The sequence below is a fragment of the Pseudomonas sp. REB1044 genome (genome assembly GCF_038813925.1).
GTDB lineage: Bacteria > Pseudomonadota > Gammaproteobacteria > Pseudomonadales > Pseudomonadaceae > Aquipseudomonas > Aquipseudomonas boreofloridensis.
Genome location: NZ_CP046139.1, coordinates 2,531,231 through 2,549,459, shown reverse-complemented (window position 1 = coordinate 2,549,459; position 18,229 = coordinate 2,531,231). Strand labels below are relative to the sequence as shown.

14 protein-coding genes, 2 pseudogenes and 1 riboswitch are annotated in these 18,229 nt (G+C 65.4%); of the genes and pseudogenes, 11 read left to right on the top strand and 5 right to left on the bottom strand.

Translation table 11 applies throughout. The features are described 5' to 3' along the window. The first annotated feature begins 7 nt into the window (after positions 1-7). Together hbdH and GKC70_RS11540 are read left to right on the top strand one after the other, a co-directional pair. Positions 8-775 (top strand): 3-hydroxybutyrate dehydrogenase, encoded by a 768-nt coding sequence (gene hbdH, locus GKC70_RS11545; protein WP_342651405.1) that lies wholly within the window; start codon positions 8-10, stop codon positions 773-775. Between the two features lie 84 nt (positions 776-859). Continuing rightward, the gene (locus tag GKC70_RS11540) at positions 860-1,135 is read left to right on the top strand and encodes a peptidylprolyl isomerase (RefSeq protein ID WP_342651404.1); all 276 of its coding nucleotides are present in this window, start codon (positions 860-862) and stop codon (positions 1,133-1,135) included. Between the two features lie 21 nt (positions 1,136-1,156). On the opposite strand, the gene GKC70_RS11535 is transcribed toward GKC70_RS11540, so the two are convergent. Continuing rightward, a complete protein-coding gene (locus tag GKC70_RS11535; RefSeq protein WP_342651403.1) occupies positions 1,157-1,783 on the bottom strand; it encodes a LysE family translocator in 627 nt (208 codons plus the stop codon). A 105-nt stretch (positions 1,784-1,888) separates the two neighbouring features. Next, a pseudogene (locus GKC70_RS11530) lies at positions 1,889-8,241 on the bottom strand (amino acid adenylation domain-containing protein). A 412-nt stretch (positions 8,242-8,653) separates the two neighbouring features. Here GKC70_RS11530 and GKC70_RS11525 point away from each other — a divergent pair. The 3 genes from GKC70_RS11525 (at position 8,654) to GKC70_RS11515 (ending at position 11,171) form a co-directional block, all read left to right on the top strand. Beyond that, positions 8,654-9,418, top strand: a complete 765-nt coding sequence (locus GKC70_RS11525; RefSeq protein ID WP_342651402.1) for a helix-turn-helix transcriptional regulator — start codon at positions 8,654-8,656, stop codon at positions 9,416-9,418. 17 nt (positions 9,419-9,435) lie between these two features. Further along, positions 9,436-10,854: an efflux transporter outer membrane subunit gene (locus GKC70_RS11520; protein ID WP_342651401.1), complete on the top strand. Its 1,419-nt coding sequence runs from the start codon at positions 9,436-9,438 to the stop codon at positions 10,852-10,854. Between the two features lie 143 nt (positions 10,855-10,997). After that, positions 10,998-11,171 carry a hypothetical protein gene (locus GKC70_RS11515; protein ID WP_162889535.1) on the top strand — a complete coding sequence of 58 codons (174 nt, stop codon included), beginning with the start codon at positions 10,998-11,000 and terminating at the stop codon, positions 11,169-11,171. A 15-nt stretch (positions 11,172-11,186) separates the two neighbouring features. Here GKC70_RS11515 and GKC70_RS11510 read toward each other — a convergent pair whose 3' ends face one another. Both GKC70_RS11510 and GKC70_RS11505 read right to left on the bottom strand, forming a co-directional pair. Then, the gene (locus tag GKC70_RS11510) at positions 11,187-11,957 is read right to left on the bottom strand and encodes a TraX family protein (RefSeq protein WP_342651400.1); all 771 of its coding nucleotides are present in this window, start codon (positions 11,955-11,957) and stop codon (positions 11,187-11,189) included. Further along, positions 11,906-12,993, bottom strand: a pseudogene (locus tag GKC70_RS11505) (metal-dependent hydrolase). The gene GKC70_RS11510 and the pseudogene GKC70_RS11505 overlap by 52 nt, the downstream one beginning before the upstream one ends. A 192-nt stretch (positions 12,994-13,185) precedes the next feature. Between GKC70_RS11505 and GKC70_RS11500 the strand changes: the two are divergent. Further along, the gene (locus GKC70_RS11500; RefSeq protein WP_317871115.1) at positions 13,186-14,070 is read left to right on the top strand and encodes an alpha/beta hydrolase; all 885 of its coding nucleotides are present in this window, start codon (positions 13,186-13,188) and stop codon (positions 14,068-14,070) included. A gap of 13 nt (positions 14,071-14,083) precedes the next feature. Here the strand turns inward: GKC70_RS11500 and GKC70_RS11495 are convergent, their stop codons facing one another. Continuing rightward, complete coding sequence (locus GKC70_RS11495) at positions 14,084-14,815, bottom strand: hypothetical protein (RefSeq protein WP_029613507.1); 732 nt, start codon at positions 14,813-14,815, stop codon at positions 14,084-14,086. Positions 14,816-14,975: 160 nt separating this feature from the next. After that, positions 14,976-15,193: riboswitch (cobalamin riboswitch) on the top strand. Between the two features lie 96 nt (positions 15,194-15,289). Between GKC70_RS11495 and GKC70_RS11490 the strand changes: the two genes are divergently transcribed. The 5 genes from GKC70_RS11490 (at position 15,290) to GKC70_RS11470 (ending at position 18,219) form a co-directional block, all read left to right on the top strand. Continuing rightward, positions 15,290-15,475, top strand: a complete 186-nt coding sequence (locus tag GKC70_RS11490; RefSeq protein WP_039578008.1) for a CbtB-domain containing protein — start codon at positions 15,290-15,292, stop codon at positions 15,473-15,475. A gap of 10 nt (positions 15,476-15,485) precedes the next feature. Next, positions 15,486-16,178: a CbtA family protein gene (locus GKC70_RS11485; protein WP_342651399.1), complete on the top strand. Its 693-nt coding sequence runs from the start codon at positions 15,486-15,488 to the stop codon at positions 16,176-16,178. After that, entirely contained in the window at positions 16,178-16,570 is a 393-nt protein-coding gene (locus GKC70_RS11480) for a cobalamin biosynthesis protein (protein WP_342651398.1), read from the top strand. Before GKC70_RS11485 ends, GKC70_RS11480 begins: the two co-directional genes overlap by 1 nt. Positions 16,571-16,598: 28 nt before the next feature. Beyond that, positions 16,599-17,351 (top strand): precorrin-4 C(11)-methyltransferase, encoded by a 753-nt coding sequence (gene cobM / locus GKC70_RS11475; protein ID WP_342651397.1) that lies wholly within the window; start codon positions 16,599-16,601, stop codon positions 17,349-17,351. Between the two features lie 253 nt (positions 17,352-17,604). Further along, entirely contained in the window at positions 17,605-18,219 is a 615-nt protein-coding gene (locus GKC70_RS11470) for a response regulator transcription factor (RefSeq protein WP_039578027.1), read from the top strand. Positions 18,220-18,229 lie beyond the last annotated feature (10 nt).

Sequence of the window (18,229 nt, the reverse complement as noted above, 5' to 3'; positions counted from 1 at the left end):
GTTGCACATGACGCTCGCAGGCAAGACAGCATTGGTCACCGGTTCCACCAGCGGTATCGGCCTGGGCATCGCCCAGGTGCTGGCGCGGGCGGGCGCGAACATTCTGCTCAACGGCTTCGGCGATCCACAGCCGGCCCTCGACGCGATCCGCGGCCATGGCGTGAAGGTCGGCCATCACGCAGCGGACCTTGCCGACGTGGCGCAGATCGAAGCGCTGTTCGCTTTCGCCGAGCATGAGTTCGGCGGCATCGACATTCTCGTCAACAACGCTGGAATCCAGCACGTCGCACCGGTTGAGGCGTTCCCAGTACAGCGCTGGGACCAGATCATCGCGCTCAACCTGTCGGCCGTGTTCCATGGCATTCGCCTGGCCCTGCCGGGCATGCGCGCGCGTGGCTGGGGGCGCATCATCAACATCGCCTCGGTGCACGGGCTGGTCGGCTCCACGGGCAAAAGCGCCTACGTCGCCGCCAAGCACGGCGTGCTCGGGCTGACCAAGGTAGTGGCGCTGGAGACAGCGACCACCTCGATCACCTGCAATGCCTTGTGCCCAGGCTTCGTGCTGACCCCGCTGGTGCAGCAGCAGATCGACGCGCGTGCTGGCGATGGCGATCCACAGCAGGCCGAACATGAGCTGCTGGCCGAGAAGCAGCCTTCACGGGCCTTCGTGACCCCGCAGCAGTTGGGCGAATTGGCGCTGTTCCTGTGCAGCGAGGCTGGCAGCCAAGTGCGTGGCGCGGCCTGGAACGTCGATGGTGGGTGGTTGGCGCAGTGACAGGGAGCGCTGCGTATTGGGCAGGTCCGAAGCGACGTCATCAGGCATAATGCCCTCTTTTTTCGCCGCAGCTACAGGTACGCCATGAAAGCACAAGCCCGCCACATCCTGGTCAAGACCGTCGAAGAAGCCGAGCAGCTCAAGCAGCGCCTGGCCAAGGGCGAGGCGTTCGACGTGCTGGCCAAGAGGTTCTCCACCTGCCCTTCCGGCAAACGCGGCGGCGACCTGGGCGAAGTGCGCCCAGGGCAGATGGTGGGCGTCATCGACCAGGTGATTTTCAAGAAACCGCTGCGGGTGGTGCACGGCCCGATCAAGAGCAAGTTCGGCTATCACCTGGTGCAGGTGTTCTACCGCGATTGAGGGGCTTCACCGACGGGCGGTTCAGCGCGGCCGCGCGACCAGCAAGCCGATCCCGGCACACCCCAGCAGCGAGGCACTGACCCGGTTGAACAGCCGCCGCGCGCGTGGGCGGTTGAACCAACGCTGCAGGAACACGCCCAGGCCGGCGTAGACGGCGATAGCGATCCACTCCAGCAGCAGGAACCACAACCCCAGCCAAAGGAACTGCTCAGCGAACGGCGTGCGGCTGTCCACCGTCACGAACTGCGGCAGAAACGCAGTGAACAACAGGATCGCCTTGGGATTGCCCGCCGCCACCCAGAACTCTTGCCGTGCCAGGCGCCAGAGCCCCCTGCGCGGGCTATCGTCGACCGGCCCGGTCGCGACCGGGGCGCGCCACAGCTGCCAGGCGATGTAGAACAGATACGCCGCCCCCGCCAGCTTGATGCCCAGGAACAGGTACTCGCGGGTGTGCAACACCACGGTCAGCCCCATCGCCGCCAGGGCGATCATTGCGGCGAAGGCCAGCAGCCGCCCGCCTCCGGCCAGGCAGGCGGTGCGCAGGCCATAACGGCTGGCATTGTGCAGCGACAGCAGGTTGTTCGGGCCCGGCGCCATGTTCAGGGCAAAACAGGCGGGGACGAATAGCAGCAAGTTCGACGCGTCCATTGTTGTTCTCCGTGGCGGACGGCCGCAGCGTCGCGCCGCAGCCCCCGCCCGGTCAAGCACAGTGGCGCGTCATTTGGCCGGCACAGTAGCGCCAACCTGGGGCGATCAGAGCCTGCGCCTGGCCTTGAGGCCGGGGATCGTGGTGGCGGCGATCTGCACCTCGGCACGTGGCTGGCCGGCACTGGCCGCCAGTGCGGCCAGGGTCGGCTGACGGAACAACAGGCGGGCATCGGCCTGCAGCCCGGCTTGACGCATCCGCGCCACCACATTCACCGCCAACAGTGAATGACCGCCCAGCTCGAAGAAATTGTCGTCGCGGCCCACCTGTTCGACCTTGAGTACCTCGCTCCAGATGTGCGCCAGGGTGCACTCCAACGCCCCGCGTGGTGCTTCGAAAGCACGCGTAATCAGGGCTTGTGGACCGGGTTCGGGCAGCGCCTTGCGGTCGACCTTGCCGTTGGGGCTCAACGGCATTTCGTCTAGCGCGACGAAAGCCGCAGGCACCATGTACGCCGGCAGCCGTGCCAGCAAATGATTGCGCAGCACTTCGAGCGACGGCGCACACTGCCCTTCGCGACAAGTAAAGTAGGCCACCAAGCGCTCATCGCGCACCAGTACCGCGCTCTGACCCAGCGCCGGATGCGCCGCCAGCAGGGCCTCGATTTCGCCCAATTCCACACGCAATCCGCGCAGCTTGACCTGAAAATCGTTGCGGCCGATGAACTCCAGCTCGCCGTCTTCACGCCAGCGCGCCAGGTCGCCCGTGCGGTACAGGCGGTCGCCTTGGACGAAAGGACTGGCGATGAAGCGGTCGGTTTCCAGCGTTGGCAGCCCGAGGTAGCCGCGGGCCACCCCAATACCCCGATCAACAGCTCTCCCACAACGCCCTTGGGCACCGGCCGGCCATGGGTATCGACCACGTAGAGGCGGGTATTGGCGATCGCACGGCCAATGGGCGGTGCCACCGACGGCAAGGGTTGATCAGGTTCCAAGGTCCAGGCGGTGCTATCCACCGTGGCCTCGGTAGGGCCATAGACGTTGTGCAGGCGCACCTGGGGCAGGCGCTCGCGCAGCAGCGTGGCCAAGGCCAGGGTCAGCTCCCCGCCGCCGCAGAAGATGTCCCTCAGGCTGGTGCATCGCTCCACGCCCGCTTGTTCGAGGAAGACATGCAGCAGCGCCGGTACGAACTTGACCGTGGTTACCTGGCGGTCCTGGATCAATTGCATCAGGTAGTGCGGGTCGCGGTGCCCGTCCGGGCGCGGCAGCACCAGGCGCAGCCCGGCGCACAGCGGCCAGAACAGCTCCCAGACCGAGCCGTCGAAGCTGAACGGCGCCCGCTGCAGCAGCGCGTCGCCTGGCCGTGGCGGACACAGCGTCGAACTCCAGTGCATCAGGTTGCCCAGGCCGCGGTGCTCGACCATCACCCCCTTTGGCGTTCCGGTGGAGCCTGAGGTGTACATCACATAGGCCAGATTCGACGCGCTCAAGGCCACCTCAGGCGCGTGCTTCGAGTGCGCCTGCCAGGCCGGCAGGTCGAGATCGACCAGCGCCACCGCCTGCGCCTCGAACAAGCCACGGGTCGCGGCCTGGACCAGCACGGCCACAGGCGAACTGTCCTGAACCAGATAGCGCAGGCGCTCGTCCGGGTATTCAGGATCGAGCGGCACGTAGGCCGCCCCCGCCTTGAGCACGCCCAGCAGCCCTACCAGCAACGGCAGGCCGCGCTCCAGGCATACACCGACGCGGCTGTCGGGCTTCACCCCGAGGCCAATCAGATGATGGGCCAACTGGTTGGCCTGCTCGTCGAGCGCGCGGTAAGTCAGCGTGGCCTCGTCGGTCTGCAAGGCGATTGCCTCAGGCGTACGCCGCACTTGCGCCTCGAACAGCGACGGCAAGGTTCGACCCCGCAGTGCGTGGGCTTGCGCAGTATCGTTGAAGCCCTCAAGCAGCTCCCGCCGTTCGCCCGGCGGTACGCAGCACAGCCGCTCGAGGGGTTGCGAACTGTCCTGCTCGAGCGCCTCGCACAGCACCTCCAAGGCATGCTGCAGATACGTCAGCACCCGACTGGCGCCCAGTGCCTGGGGCGCACGCACGCCCAGACGCAGGCTGTCGCCCTGATCGTCCACCGACAGCACCAGGGCGTGACTCTGCACCTCGCTGGCCTCCAGGAGTTGCGCACCGGGCAGCGTCGACTGTCCGTGGGTCAGTCCATGGCGGAAATTGATCAGGCTGTTGAACAGCGGCACACCCGCAGGCAGACCACTGCACTGCTGGGCCAGCGAAAGCGGTGCGTCCTCGTGCTCCAACAAGGCAGCCAATGCGCCTTGAGTGTCACCCAGCGCCTGGGCCACGCTGCGTCCGGCCAGGTGCAGGCGCAGCGGCAAGCTGTTGACGAACATGCCCAGCGCGCGATCGGCGCCCTCCCCGGCCATCATCCGGCCCAGCAGCACCGTGCCGGTCACCACCTCGTCACGCCCGGCCAGCGCACCGAGGACCTGGGCCCAGGCCAGGTGCAACAGGCTGGGCAGCCCGACGTCGTGCTGCCTGGCCAAGCGTCGCAGGCTGTCGTTCAGCCTGCCGGACAGCGGCTGTTCGAGGCTTTCCAGCGTTTGCGGCGACACGTCGTGCGTCGGCATGCCTGGCAGGGATGGCGGCGCCTCGACCCCTGCCAGCAGCGCGCGCAAGAACACCTCGTGCTGCGCCTGGCGGGCCTCGGCGCCGCTGAGCGCGACGTAGTTGCGGTAGGGTACGGGCGTTGCCAAAGCCTGTTGTGTGCCGCTCAGCATGGCGCGCAACTCGCCCAGCAGCACCTGTACCGAGACGGCGTCGTTGACCAAATGGTGAAAGCGCAGCAAGCCCAGCCAGCGCCCGTGCTCGATGTCCTCGGCGCCGGCCAGCGCCATCATCGGGGCGTGGCGCAGGTCCAGGGAACGTTGCGCGGTGGCGAAATGCGCGCGCAGTTGCCCAGCCGCGTCGTGGCAGGCGATCTGCAGGACTTCCACGGGCAGGCGAGCCTCACGCCACACCACCTGCTGCGGCTGCTCCAACCCGTCCCAGTACAGGCTGGTGCGCAGAATGTCGTGGCGGTCGACCACATGCTGCAACGCCTGGGCGAAGGCCTCGAAGCCGGCGCGGTCGGCGAAGGAGAACAAGGCCTGCTGCTGGTAGGGATCGTCGCCGCCACGCAGGTGGTGATAGAGCAAGCCTTGTTGCAGCGGTGCCAGCGGGTAGATCTCCTGAACGTTGGCGGCGCCTCCCGGTACGCTGGCGACGATCAGGTCGATCTGGGCCTGATCCAGGCGGGCAAGGCTCAACAACTGCGGGGTTATGCGGGTGCAGCCGCGGGGTACGCGGTTCCCGGCCACCTCGATCACACCTGCCTGACTGGCGGCTGCAAGGCTCGCCAAGGTCGGCTGCCCGAACAGCACCTGGACATCGGCGCGCAGGCCCTGCTGACGCATGCGCTCGACCAGTTGCACCGCCAGCAGCGAGTGGCCGCCAAGCTCGAAGAAGTGATCGTGTCGGCCGATAGCGGGTACGCCAAGCAGTTCGCTCCACAGCGCCGCCAGACGCTCTTCCACATCGCCGCGCGGCGCTTCGTGGACGCGGCGCACCCAAGCGTCCTGGCCCAACGCCGGCAGCGCGCGCCGGTCGAGCTTGCCATTGGTGGTCAGTGGCCACTGCTCTACGCGCTGATAACCCGCTGGTAGCAAGGCCGCTGGCAGCATGGCGCGCAGGTGCTCGTGCAAGTCGCCCGGGGTTGGCGCATCGCCGATGAACCAGGCCTGCAACTGCTCGTCGCGCAGCAGCACCACCGCTTCGTCCACCTGCTCATGGCTGGCCAGCGCAGCCTCGATCTCGCCAAGCTCCACGCGCACCCCACGGATCTTCACCTGATCGTCGTTGCGTCCCAGGTATTCCAGGGCGCCGTCGTCACGCCAGCGCACCAGATCCCCGGTGCGGTACATTCGCGCTCCGGCTCGAGAGCTGAACGGATCGGTCAGGAAACGCTCGGCGCTCATCTGCTCGCGTCCCAGATAGCCGCGAGCAACACCCAGTCCGCCGACGTACAGCTCTCCGGGTACGCCAATCGGCAGCAATCGTTGCTGGGCATCCAGGACGTACAACTGGGTGTTGGCGATCGGGCCGCCGATGTGCAGTGCAGCGCCTGCGGTGACCCGCCCAGAACTGGCCACCACCGTTGCTTCAGTAGGTCCGTAGTTGTTGATCACCGCATAAGCCCGCTCACACGACAGCGTGCGCAGGCGGTCGCCGCCGATCAGCAGGGTACGCAGGGTGGGATGATCTGGCTGCGTGAAGGCGTATTCGGCTACGGGGGTCGGCAGGAAGCTCACCTGCAGCGGCTGGGCACGCCACCAGCGCAGCAGCGCGTCGAGATCCTCGCCTGCTTCACCGACCGGTGCCAAGTGCAGGGTGGCGCCCGCGCACAGGGCGGGCCAGATTTCCCAGGCCATCGCATCGAAGCCGAAGCCTGCCAAGCTCGAGGTGTGCGTATCGACCGTCACATCGAAGGCGGCGCAATGCCAATCGACCAGATTGGCAAGCATCTGGTGTTCGACCATCACCCCCTTGGGCTGCCCGGTCGAGCCGGAGGTGTAGATCACATAGACCAAGCTGTGGGGATAAAGGCCGGCGACGCTAGGGTTATCCAGTACGCCCTCAGGCGGCGGGCAGTCGTCCAGCTCCATCACCGGTACGTCGTGGCGTGGCAGATGCTCGAGCAGTCGGCGTTGGGTCAGCAGCGCCACCGGCGCGCTGTCTTCGAGCAGATAAGCCAGGCGCTCGCGAGGATGCGCTGGATCGATCGGCACGTAGGCTGCTCCGGCCTTGAGCACGGCCAACAGCCCCACCAGCGTGTCGAGTCCGCGCCGCGCCAGCACGGCCACCCGCTGCTCGGGCTGCACGCCTTGGGCGATCAAGCGCCAGGCCAGGGCGTTGGCCCGCTGGTTCAGTTCGCCGTAGCTCAGCGATTGCCGCTGATGTACCGCAGCCAACGCGTGCGGCCGCTGTGCGGCCTGGGCTTCGATCCGTCGATGGACACAGGGTTCGCCTATCGGCTGCTGCGTCGCGTTCCAGTGACGTAGCCGATCATGTTCATGGGCGGTGAGCAGGTCGAAATCGGCAACCGTCAGCGTGGGCGTTCGCAGGCCTTGATCGAGCACATGCATCAAGCGCTCGCCCAAGGCGTGGGCCTCATCGGCCGAAAGCCAGGCACGATGATGCACCAGGTGCAACCAGGCTTTGTCGGTGTGCCGGTTGCTGCGCAAATGGATGGCCAGCGGCGTGGATTCGTGGCTATTGGACACCTTGACCGTGTGGCCGCTGGCGGCGCCAAAGCGGTAATCATGGTCGTCCTGTTCGTAGGACACCGACACTTCGAACAACTGGCGGCGCTCTTCGCCCAGCAGACCCAGCGCCCGATTCAGTTCGCTGACCGGCAGACGCTGATGGCGGAAATCCTGGCGCAGGGTATCGCGGATGGCCGCGATCAGCTCGGTGAAGGACAGGCTCGCGGAGAAGGCCAGCGGCACCGCGCTGACCTGAACGAAGGTGCCCAGGGTGGTCTTGAACCGCGCCCCACCCCGATTGAGTATCGGCAGCCCCACCACCCAGTCCTCGCGCTGGGCGCTGCGCGTGAACAGCACATGCAGCGCCGCCAGCAACACATGAAACGCCGAGGCCTTATGGGTCTGCGCCAGTTGCTGCATGCGCGCGTGCAGGCTCGCAGGGAACGTCTGCACGCAGGTGCGTGCCGGGGCCTGGTCGGTGGCGCGGCGGTGGTGATGCCGCGCGGCGAGCAAGGGTTCTGGCACCTGCGCGAAGCGGCCGAGCCAGTAGTCGCGGTCGCGTGCCTGGCGGGACGAGTGGCGATACTGGCGATCCTCGTCGATGAACGCCGAGTAACACATTTGCGCGGCCGGCGGCGAGGTGCCCTCGACCAGCGCTGTGTAGTGGTCGCCCAGCGCCTTGATCAACTGCGCGAAGCCCCATCCATCGAGTAGCAAATGGTGTGCACGGCTGACAAGCCAATGGCGGTCGGGCGCCAGACGCAACAGGGTGAACGTCAACAGCGGGCTGCCGTCGAAGCGATAGGTGTGCTGCATGTGCGCCTGTACCCACGTGAGCGCGGCAGCGGCGGGATCGGTTTGCGCGGACAGATCCAGCATCGCCAACTCGACGGCTTCAGCTTCACCGACGGGCGCGAAGCGCTGTAGCGGCAAACCTTCGGCGCCTGCGTCGAGCAGCAACTCGGTACGTAGTACCGGATGCGCCGCCAACAATGCCCGCAAGGCCTGGTGCAGTGGGTGCGGTTGCAAGTCACCGCGCAGGTCGGTGTACCCACCGGTGGTGTAGAGCGGCGAGTCACCTCGACTCAACTGGTCGAGCCAGATGTCGCGTTGAGCACTGGTCAGAGGGTAAGTATCGGCGGCGGGCATGGGCTGGGAGGTCCTTCTCCGTTGTTCGTCGGTCGATTCAAGCACCCTGCCCCTGCGACGTATGGCCCATTAAACCCGGACACCGGCGGGATAAGCGCAATTTGCGGATTCTTCTGTAGGACATCGGCTATTTGTTCGCCGCCGAGATCACCTACCCGTCCGCACTTAGCCTGGAAACGTGTTGCGATCATCGGCATTTTGACGCCAATTTGCTGACCATTAAGGCTCAAACGTTTTACTTCACCTGAAACGGCTCTCCAATTGGTCGCTTATCGGTGCCATTTTCTGTCCCCGGTTTCCACTACAGACGCGACCTGCACCACCGGTCTTGAATAGCGCCGCCTTCGCTCGGGCAGCCTCTGCGCCGGTGGCTGACTCGTCGGTGTAGTACACGAATCAAGGATGAACAGACATGAAACTCGACCCCCGCCGCCTGAGGCCGCACGATGCGCGCCTCTATCTGCAACTGGGTGAACTGATCGCCAGTGCCAGCGAGCCTGACTTCGCCGGTCACATGCTGCGATTCGTCGACGGACTCGTGCCGGTGCACCGGCTCGACCTGAGTGAGTGGACGATCGACAGCCGCCAGGGCTGCGTCGAGCGGACCAGGATGCTGGGCAGTGCCGGGGCGAGCGACGCGCTCTGCTCGGCAACCCCCACCGGCCTTGCCTTGCTGCAGGACATCGTGCAGATGAAAGACCCGCTGCTGATCCAGCACAAGCGTTCACAGCGCAAGGGCAGCGCACACCAGCATCTGCATCAGTGCAAGCTGGTGTCGCGCAGCGGTGACCGGCGCTGGGTGATCGGCTTTCATCGATCGCTCAGCCAACGCGCCTTTTCGCTCACTGAGCTATCGCTGCTCAAGCGTCTGGCCGACACACTGCTGCCCTTGCTGGAGTATCACGCGCAGCGCCTGACACCCGGCACCGACGAGGACTCGGACAGTGCCGACCTATTGCGCCAGGGCTTCGACGAGCGTTTGGCGCAGGAAGCGGTGCAGCTCTCCAGCCGCGAACAGCAGGTGTGCCTGGGCCTGCTGACCGGAGGCACCGTGCCGGAAATGGCGCAGCGGCTGAACGTGAAGAACAGTTCGGTGGAAACCTACCTCAAGCGCGCCACCGCCAAGCTCGGCGTCAGTGGGCGCCACGGCCTGGCCCGATGGATGGCCGGCGCTTGAGCCAGACAGAGAACACCATGCTTAGATACCCTGCCGCCCTGCTCGTGTTGCTGCTCAGCGGCTGTACCCTCACCCCCGATTACCATCGGCCACCCTCGCCCGTGCCAGCGCGCTTCGCCCAGACCCAGGCGGCCCCGGTCGAGCCTGGCGTTTCTGATGACCGCCTGCGCGGCCAGATGGTCTTTCGCGACCCGCTGCTGCGCGAGTTGATCGAACGCGCCCTGCGCGACAACCGCGACCTGCGCGTGGCGGCGCTCAACGTCCAGGCCTACCGTGCGCAATTTCGCCTCCAGCGCGCCGAGCAGTTGCCGCACCTCTTCGCCGATGCCCAAGGCCAGCGCCAGTACCTGCCACGGCGGATGACCGGCAGCGATGACGGCGCCATCAGCCAGACCTACTCCGCCACGTTGGGCCTGAGTGCATTCGAGCTCGACCTGTTCGGCCGCCTGCGCAGCCTTAGCGACAAGGCCCTGCTGACCTATTTGGCCAGCGAACAGGCCCGCCGCAGCGTGCAACTCACCCTGGTGGCCAGCGTCGCCAGCAGCTACCTGACCTGGCGCGCCGACCTGGAATTGCTGGCGCTGTCACGCCAGACCCTGGAGGCCGATCAACAGCGTCTGCACCTGACCCAAGGTCAGCGTCGTGCCGGCAGCGTGTCGGCCTTGCAGGTGCTGCAAGCCCAGACCCGCGTCGAGACGGGCCGTACGGCGGTTGCTCGCTACCAGCGCCAGGTCGCCCAGGACGTCAATCAGTTGTCCCTGCTGGTGGGCTCAACGCTCGACGAGCGCCTGCCGGGCTTGCCGCTGGCGGCCGAACAGGTGGTCGAGCTACCCGCCGGGCTGTCCGACGATCTGCTGCAACGGCGGCCCGATATTCTCGAGGCCGAGTACCGTCTGCGCGCGGCCAACGCGGATATCGGAGCAGCGCGCGCTGCCTTCTTCCCTGGCATTCGCCTGACTGCCAGCGCCGGCAGTGCCAGCCGCGAACTCTCCGGGCTGTTCGACGGCGGCAGCGGCACGTGGCTGTTCCAGCCGCAAATCAGCCTGCCACTGTTCAACGCCGGCAGCCTGCGCGCGAGTCTTGATTATGCGCAACTGCAGAAAACACTCGAGGTGGCGCGCTACGAAAAATCCATCCAGACCGCGTTCCAGGAGGTGTCCGATGGTTTGGCTGCGCGTTCGACCTATCGTCGGCAACTGCTGGCGCAGCGCGACCTGGTGGACGCCACTCAGCACTACTACGACTTGGCGAGCAACCGCTATCGGGCGGGAGTGGACAGCAGCCTGACCTTCCTCGATGCGCAGCGTTCGTTGTTCAGCGCGCGCCAGGGGCTGATCGATGACCGACTGGCACAACTGCTCGCCGAGGTGAACCTGTATGTGGCCTTGGGCGGCGGGTGGGCAGTGGACGAACAGCACCGTCGGTCGGCCCCTTGAGCGTTCGCATGGACACTGCGGGTGTCGGCTGACTCACAGCCTATGAGGGCGGCCAATGGGCTGCCCCTCACTCCTGTGTTGGCCTGCCTGCGGGCAGGCCTTTTTCCAGCCTGCGGTACAGCGAGAGTCTCGAGGTGAATACCATGAACGACAAACACCGGATGGGTGGCGGCGATGCGCAGACCGAATGGCCTGACCTGGATCCTGAACAGCGCAACGACCGCGTCGACGACCCCGACGCGGCACCTAACCTCACCGACGATGATCAGGAAAAGCATCCCACCGTGCCACGTGTCGACCCTGACTCGGGCGCCTGAGCCCAACGCCTACCGTCACCCGGTGCCGGACACACGCATGATCAGCACCGCCTTGATCACCAGCAGATGCAACGGATAGAACCCGTAGGCCCAACGTCCTACAGGGCTGATGCGCCAGCGGTTGCACGCAAGCATTCGCCACCCAAGGGGAATCGCCAAGGCAGCGCTGGCCATTACCATCCATGTGAAGGGCTGTGCCAGATGCGAGGCCAGCCAACTGTTGGTCATGTTGCCGGCGATGGCCAACACCATCGGCAACACGAATCCCACCCGCAGTCCGTTCCACAGCAACAGGCAACCGGCGGGCAGTAACACGCCCGGCAGCCCGTACATCAACCGATCACGGGTTAGCCATGCCACTAGCACCGCCGAAACTGCTGCCAGCCGCGCCAGCCGTTGTGGATGATGCACACCCCATGCGCAGAGCAGGCCCAAGGTCAGCGTCGGCATCACGCTGAAAGTCGTTGTTCCCGTGTCCAGCCAGCGATAAGGCGGCTCCGAGAGCATGCAGAACGCCAGCATCCAAGCCAGGTAGCGCGCATGGGTCGAGCGGTACAACTGCCCCGATGGCACGCGCATCACATGGCAGGCGATCACTAGACAGAACAACGGGAACGCCAGCCGACCGGTGACGAACAGATCGACGGCCTCGGGCCACAGGTAACGCAGGTGATCGGCGACCATGCTGAGGATGGCCACCCACTTGACCAGGTCGAGCCCGGCCGAGCGACCGTTCAGCGAGACACCCCGGACGCTGCCGCAGGCGCCATCGCCCGTGCCGTCCACGCCTGCAACGGCAGCGGCGGGTGCTGGTCGAAGATGCGCCGCCCGATCAGCGCCAGATCACCGCCGTTGAACATCGAAGTGCCATTGTCGCGCCAGCGCGACGGCGTTTCGACCTGCCACTGACCTTGTGCGTCGCGACGGGCCATGGCGAAGCGGAAATTGTAATTACCGGGAATCCCCATGCGCAGGTCGGTGACTACCAGCGTACTGCCGACCACGTCGTAGCGCAGCCAGTCATCGGTAAACCAGCGCAGACGCGTGTACAACGGGTCGTCCTGCAACACCTTGGCCAGTGGCGTATTCAACGACAGGTATTGCATCTCCGGCGGCTCGCGGTCGAACAAACTGCTCACCCTTCGTAATAGCCGTCGTCCTCAGTCTTGGCCAGGACTCGCCAGAGCAGGTTGTTGAACGCCATCGGCATGGCGCGAACTTCGCGCGGCGCCACGCCTTGCGCCTGCAAGGCCTGTTCGAAGCGCCGTTCGACGGTCATGCGCCCGGCCAGTCCAAAACCCAGGTACGCCGTGCTGAAGATCAACGCCGCCGTCATCAAACCCCGGGCTCTGCGCCCTGGCCCGCGCCAGAAGGCGTAAGCCACGGCCATCAGCAAGGGCAAGGTGTAGATCGGGTCGATGATGAACACGGCGGCCCAGCTCAGCGGCGTCAGTGTCAGCGGCCAGAACAACTGGGTGCCGTAGACCGTGAAGGCGTCCAGCAGCGGATGAGTGACCAGCACCAGCCAGAACGCCACGAACAGTCGCGGCCAGCGGTAGCCTGCGTCTGGCCTGCGGCGCCGACCGATGCAGGCCACCAGCCAGGCGAGCAGCAAGGCCACCCCAGTGAGGACGAAGATCGAATGGGAAAAACCGCGGTGATAGGTCATCTGCGACACCGGATCGGCGTAGTGGATCACCACATCCAGGTCCGGCACAGTGGCCAATGCCGCGCCATAGACCAGCGCACGGCGCCCCTGCAGACGGCCGAGTAAGGTGCCCTGCAGCGCCGCGCCCAATACAGCTTGGGTAATCGAGTCCACGATCAGCGTTCCATTGACAGTATCGGAGAAAGCTAACCCTCCTACGCCACTGCGAGCAAGGACCGGCCTGGCTGTTGTGCCGTGAGCGACACAGCTTGTAACCCTGTCGCCGAACCGCTCGGGGAAAATTTCCTACAGCCAGCAGCGAGGTTCTGCTAAAACGCTTCGGTGCCTTGTCCTGCGACCTTATTCATGACCGCCACCCTGTTCTCTCATCTCAAACGCCGCTGGTTCACCTGGCTGGCCGTGGCCCTGCTGGTGATCGGCCTGCCAACGGGCTGCGCCGTGCTGCAACATAAAGAGCGTGAGCTGGTGTTTCGTATCGAACCCGGTCAAGCCAGCTGGTTCCATGGCCTGCCGGCTGGCGTACAGGAGCTGGACTTGCGTGCGCGCAGCTTCACCCAGGGGCAGAGCCTGCATGCCTGGTGGTGGCCTGCCAAACGCGCGGATGCACCGGCGATCCTTTATCTGCATGGCGTACGCTGGAACCTGACCGGCCAGTTGTTCCGCATCCAGCAACTGCATGCCATGGGTTACTCGGTACTGGCGGTGGACTACCGCGGCTTCGGCCAGAGCCGGGGCGGCCTGCCGTCGGAAACCACGGTCTACGAAGACGCGCGCATCGCCTGGGACCGCTTTGCCCAACTGCAGCCGGTGCCGGGCAAGCGCTTGATCTTCGGCCACTCGCTCGGTGGCGCCGTGGCGGTTGAACTGGCCTCCGAACTTTCCCGGCAGGCCCGCAGCGACGGCACGCCAGTGCCCGCACGCGGCCTCATTCTGGAATCGACCTTTACGACACTTGGCGACGTCGCCGCTGCCGTGGCCAATACCAGCCTGCCGGTGCGCTGGTTGCTGTCGCAGAAGTTCGACTCGCTGGGCAAGATCGGCGAAGTCGGCCTGCCCGTGCTGCTGGTGCATGGCCTGGACGATCGCTACGTGCCGCCGCGCTTCAGCCAGGCCCTGTTCGACGCCGCCCAGGAGCCCAAGGCTCTGCTGCTGGTGCCCGGCGCGACCCACAATAACAGCATGAGCCTGGCGGGCCAGCGCTATCGGCGCGCCATCGAAGCTTTGCTGTAGGGCCGCCGGCGGCTCATTGCACGGGCAGGAAGTTCATCAGCAACAGGCTTTGGGCGTAGTTCAGGCCAATGCGCCGATAGCGCTCGTCGAGCATCTGCGCCAGCAGGTCCAGGCGCGCGACGATCTTGCCGAACTCCACGGCGAAACTCAGGTTGCTGCCCTCCTCGGAAATCTCGTTGGAGAACAACAGCAGCACGCCGTTGGCGTCCTGGCGTTGGCTGAGCATCCAGGTAGCCTTCTCGATGTTGCGCGCGGCGTTGTTGACGAACAATGGATCGATGGCGTCGGTCATGTAGAACTCGGTGCGCCCGCCATGGGCGGTCACCAGCATGCTGCCGATGGCATAGATGAAGGCGCCCACCCGGTCACCGCGAAACTCGGGGCTCAAGGCATAGCTCAGGGCCGCCAGGTCACGGCGTTGGCCCAGTTGCGCCAGCGGCTGGCGCTGCTCGATGGCTTGGCGGATCTGCCGCTCGGCGGTGGCAGCGTCCAGGTAGCCGGACTGACGCCACTGGTTGGGGTTGCGCAGGTACAGCTTGTTCATCAGCAGATAGAGGCTCTGCAGGTTGTCGCGCATCGACAGGGTCGCCATGCGGTCGACGCTGGTCTGGAACAGTTCGCTGGGATGGCCATTGCCCAACTGGGTGAAGACATCCTGACCCTCCTGGCGAGTACACGCGCACAGGGTGATCAACGTGCCCACCAGCAACAGGCGAGCGCCATGACGAAGAGCAGGAACAGGCATCGGCACCGTGGTCCGGGTCAGCGGCCAAGCCGGGAATCGGCGCAGCCAGGCCCTGCATAGAGCCTGCAAATGTAAAAAAGTGCGACGCCTGTGCACAAAGCCCGTCCATGGCGAGGGTATTTGGTAACAAGAATTGACGGCGCGCGCATGACCGTGATCTGCTTACACCCTTACGTCGGGTGCCCCTTGCAGGGGTGAAACGGGAAACCGGTGCGTCGAGGCCCATTCCAGGGTTCGATCAGTCCGGTGCTGCCCCCGCAACGGTAAGCGAGCGAGCGTCTGATCCACTGTGTCCAAGGCATGGGAAGGTGACGCTGCTGTTGGAGGCCTTGCTTCTGCTCGCCAGCCCGGAGACCGGCCCGACGCTCAGTCATCACACCCCGCGGTGGGCGGGCGCTGTTGCCGATTCCTGGACGTTGTCGCTCCGGGCTCGCCGCGCTTGCTGTCGCCATGAAAAAAGCAGAGGAATGCGTCATGTCCGTCACCAGCGCCAAACACAGCATTGCCACGCCCGTCAGTCTCAGCCAACGCCTGGTGGTCGCCATCGGTGCCAGTCTGCTGGGCCTGTGCCTGGTCTACTTCGCCGGGTTCTCACACCTGGAGGCCGTGCATAACGCGGCCCACGACACCCGCCACAGCGCCGCCTTCCCTTGCCATTGAGGGTCCAGCGATGATTACGCGTATTGCCCGCACCGCAGGCTTCAGTGGCCTGCTCGCTGCCCTGCTGCTGACCCTGCTACAGAGCTTCTGGGTGGCCCCGTTGATTCTTCAGGCCGAAACCTACGAAAGCGCAGCCCCGGCCGAACAGCATGAGCACGCTGCAGGCCAAGCCGTGGCTGCCCATGAGCACGACAGCGAAGCCTGGTCTCCGGAAGATGGCTGGCAGCGTGTGTTATCGACCACCGGCGGCAACCTGGTGGTGGCGGTCGGGTTCGCCTTGATCCTCGCCGCGTTGTACAGCCTGCGCGAGCCGGGACGCGTCAGCACGGGTGCCCTGTGGGGCCTGGGCGGCTTCGCAGTGTTCTGCCTGGCACCGACGCTGGGCCTGCCGCCGGAGCTGCCGGGCACGGCCGCTGCCGACCTGGGCCAGCGCCAGACCTGGTGGATCGGCACCGCAGCGGCCACAGCCGTGGGCCTGGCCCTGTTGGTGTTTGCCCGGCATTGGTTGGTCAAGGTACTGGGCGCCGCGCTGCTGGTCGTTCCCCACCTGATCGGTGCCCCTCAGCCCGAGGTACACGAGAGCCTGGCGCCCGAAGCACTCGAAGCGCAATTCAAAGTGGCCTCCTGGTTGACCAACGCGGCGTTCTGGATTGCGTTGGGCCTGCTCAGCGCCTGGCTCTACCGTCGTTCCGCTCAGGCCTGATGAGCGCGCTGTACGCAGGCTTCGGTTGCCGCCGAGGGTGCTCTGTCGAGGTGCTGGAGCACCTGCTACGGCGCAGCCTCGCGGCCCACGGCCTGGCCATCACGGCCGTGCGCGGAATCGCCAGTATTGCGTTGAAGGCCGATGAGCCGGGTCTGAGCGCGCTGTCACGGCGCCTGGCCCTGCCTCTGGTGTGCTACGACGCGCAACAACTGCGGCCCTTCCTGAACCAGCTCAGCCACCGCTCAGAAATATCCCACAAAACCACGGGCTGCTGGGGCGTCGCCGAAAGCGCGGCACTGGCACTGGCCGGCGGTCAGGGGGATCAGCCGCGCCTGCGCATTTCCCGCCAAGTGTTCGCTAACGCTACCCTGGCAATTGCCTGCAACGGCTAGCACTGCTTCTCCTACCCAAGGAAGTCTCATGACGGTCTACTTCATCGGGGCCGGCCCCGGCGATCCCGAGCTGATCACGGTCAAGGGCCAGCGCCTGATCCGCCAATGTCCGGTGATCATCTACGCGGGATCCCTGGTACCGGCAGCGGTGCTCGAGGGCCATAGCGCTCGCACCGTACTCAATAGCGCCGAACTGCATCTGCAGCAGATCGTCGACGCCATGCACGATGCCCACCAGCAAGGCCTGGACGTGGCTCGCGTGCACAGTGGCGACCCGAGCCTATATGGGGCGATCGGTGAGCAGATACGCCATCTGCGCGAACTGGGGATCGACTACCAGATCATCCCGGGCGTCACCGCCACGGCCGCCAGCGCCGCCTTGCTCGGCTGCGAGCTGACGCTGCCGGATGTGGCGCAGACGGTAATCCTCACCCGTTACGCCGATGCCTCGCCCATGCCCGCTGGCGAGCAGTTGGCTGACCTGGCACGCCATCGCAGCACGCTGGCGATCCACCTGGGAGTGCGTCACCTGCCGAAGATCGTCGCCGAACTGCTGCCGTATTACGGCGCCGATTGCCCGGTTGCCGTGGTCCACCGGGCCACTTGGCCGGATCAGGACTGGGTGCGCGGCACACTCGCCGATATTGTCGAGGGTGTGGCAGCGAAGGGTTTTCGGCGTACCGCGCTGATTCTGGTCGGCCATGTCCTGGGCGATGCACCGTTCTCTGAATCGGCGCTCTACCGGGCAGGCCACGCCCACCTCTACCGGCCGCTCAGTTGACCGGGCGCCTTCCCTGTCTAGGCCGCGTCCTACACGCTCGCGATAGCGCTCGCCGCGAGCGTCATCTCAATCCCACATCCTCAGCCGCTTTTGTAGGGAATATCTACATCCTGTGGCGGCTTTTTCCACACGCCTATACTCGCCATTATCAAAGCGTTCTGATGGACGTATCGTGCGCGCAGCCAGATTGGCCCTACAGACGCATTCCTGGGTAATGCCAGGAACGAACATAAATTCTTACAGGAGCTTGCCCATGACCACCGTACTGATGGTCGATGATCACCCAACCGTCCGCCTGGCCGTGCGCATTCTGCTCGAGCGCGAACGCTTCGAGGTGGTCGGCGAATCCGGAAACGGGATCGAGGCCGTGCAAATGGCGCGTCAGCTCTCACCCAAGGTGGTGATCCTCGATATCGGTCTGCCGGGGCTGGACGGCATGGAGGTGATCAAGCGCCTGCAGATGCTGGAGCCGGCGCCGAAGATCATGGTCCTGACCGGGCAATCTTCCGAGCTGTACGTACGCCGCTGCCTGGATGCCGGCATCGCGGCCTTCGTCAACAAAGACGAAGACCTCGACGCCCTGCTGTTCGCGCTCAAGGCCTTGGTCAAGGGTTATTCGACGTTTCCGCAGATGTCGGTCAACAGCAACACACTTGAGTCGGAGACGGTGCGCCTGAACAGTCTGTCGAACCGCGAGATGGAAGTGCTGCGCCGGCTTTCACGCGGGGAGAACAACAAGTACATCGGCACCGCCATGAACCTCAGTGCCAAGACCATCAGCACCTACCGTGGCCGCATCGGCGATAAGCTCAAGACCGAGTCGCTGGTGGAAATGGTCGATCTGGCCAAACGCAACAACATCACCTGAGCCCGCGCCC